General features: G+C 40.4%; 1 tRNA gene and 1 rRNA gene. Both read right to left on the bottom strand.

Annotation, left to right across the window (positions count from 1 at the left end):
- Nucleotides 1–127: ribosomal RNA gene (locus tag GVV58_RS15275) — 23S ribosomal RNA — on the bottom strand; the annotation flags it as partial.
- A gap of 464 nt (nucleotides 128–591) precedes the next feature.
- A tRNA-Ala gene (locus tag GVV58_RS15270) sits at nucleotides 592–667 on the bottom strand.
- Nucleotides 668–688 lie beyond the last annotated feature (21 nt).

Here is a 688-nt window from a genome sequence, read left to right as displayed (position 1 = left end):
TTTCCCCATTCAGACATCTCCGGATCACAGGATATTTGCCGCCTCCCCGGAGCTTTTCGCAGGCTATCACGTCTTTCTTCGCCTCTGACTGCCAAGGCATCCACCACATGCACTTAATTACTTGACTATACAACCCCAAACAGTCGTTTATCCTTACAAGTAGGATAAGCAACAGAGTTCGTCTTGCGACTTACTCATACAGTTGGCGTTTCGTAGATTTAACTACAGTACAGCTTCAATTAGATTCATATACCAAAACGCTTGATTCAGTTAATTTCGCTAGTAACTCATCAATCTCTCAATTAAGAACAAGTTCTTAATTTTGATTTCAACGAGTATGAACAAATTATTTCAACTCAAATATATTCTGTTAATGATTTTTCCAGCCTTCGTCAGGTCAGGAAACTGTGATAAATCACAGAGATTATCAAGTGCGCGTATCATAACGCTTGTACTTGCTAATCTCTAGGATCTAATCACCTGATCGCTTAGGAACTAAACAACTTCATCACTGTATGATTACATACTGCGCGAAGCGTAGCTTCTTGCTTAAATTTCAAGTAAAAGCAGTGCTTTTATGATCTTGAAATTTGGTGGAGACTAGGAGAGTCGAACTCCTGACCTCCTGCGTGCAAAGCAGGCGCTCTACCAACTAAGCTAAGTCCCCAGCTTATCAATAAGTCAATGT

This window comes from Acinetobacter sp. 18QD2AZ41W, from assembly GCF_009829025.1.
Lineage (GTDB): Bacteria > Pseudomonadota > Gammaproteobacteria > Pseudomonadales > Moraxellaceae > Acinetobacter > Acinetobacter pseudolwoffii.
The sequence above is the reverse complement of the archived record's forward strand: the minus strand, read 5'-3'. Positions and strand labels throughout refer to the sequence as shown.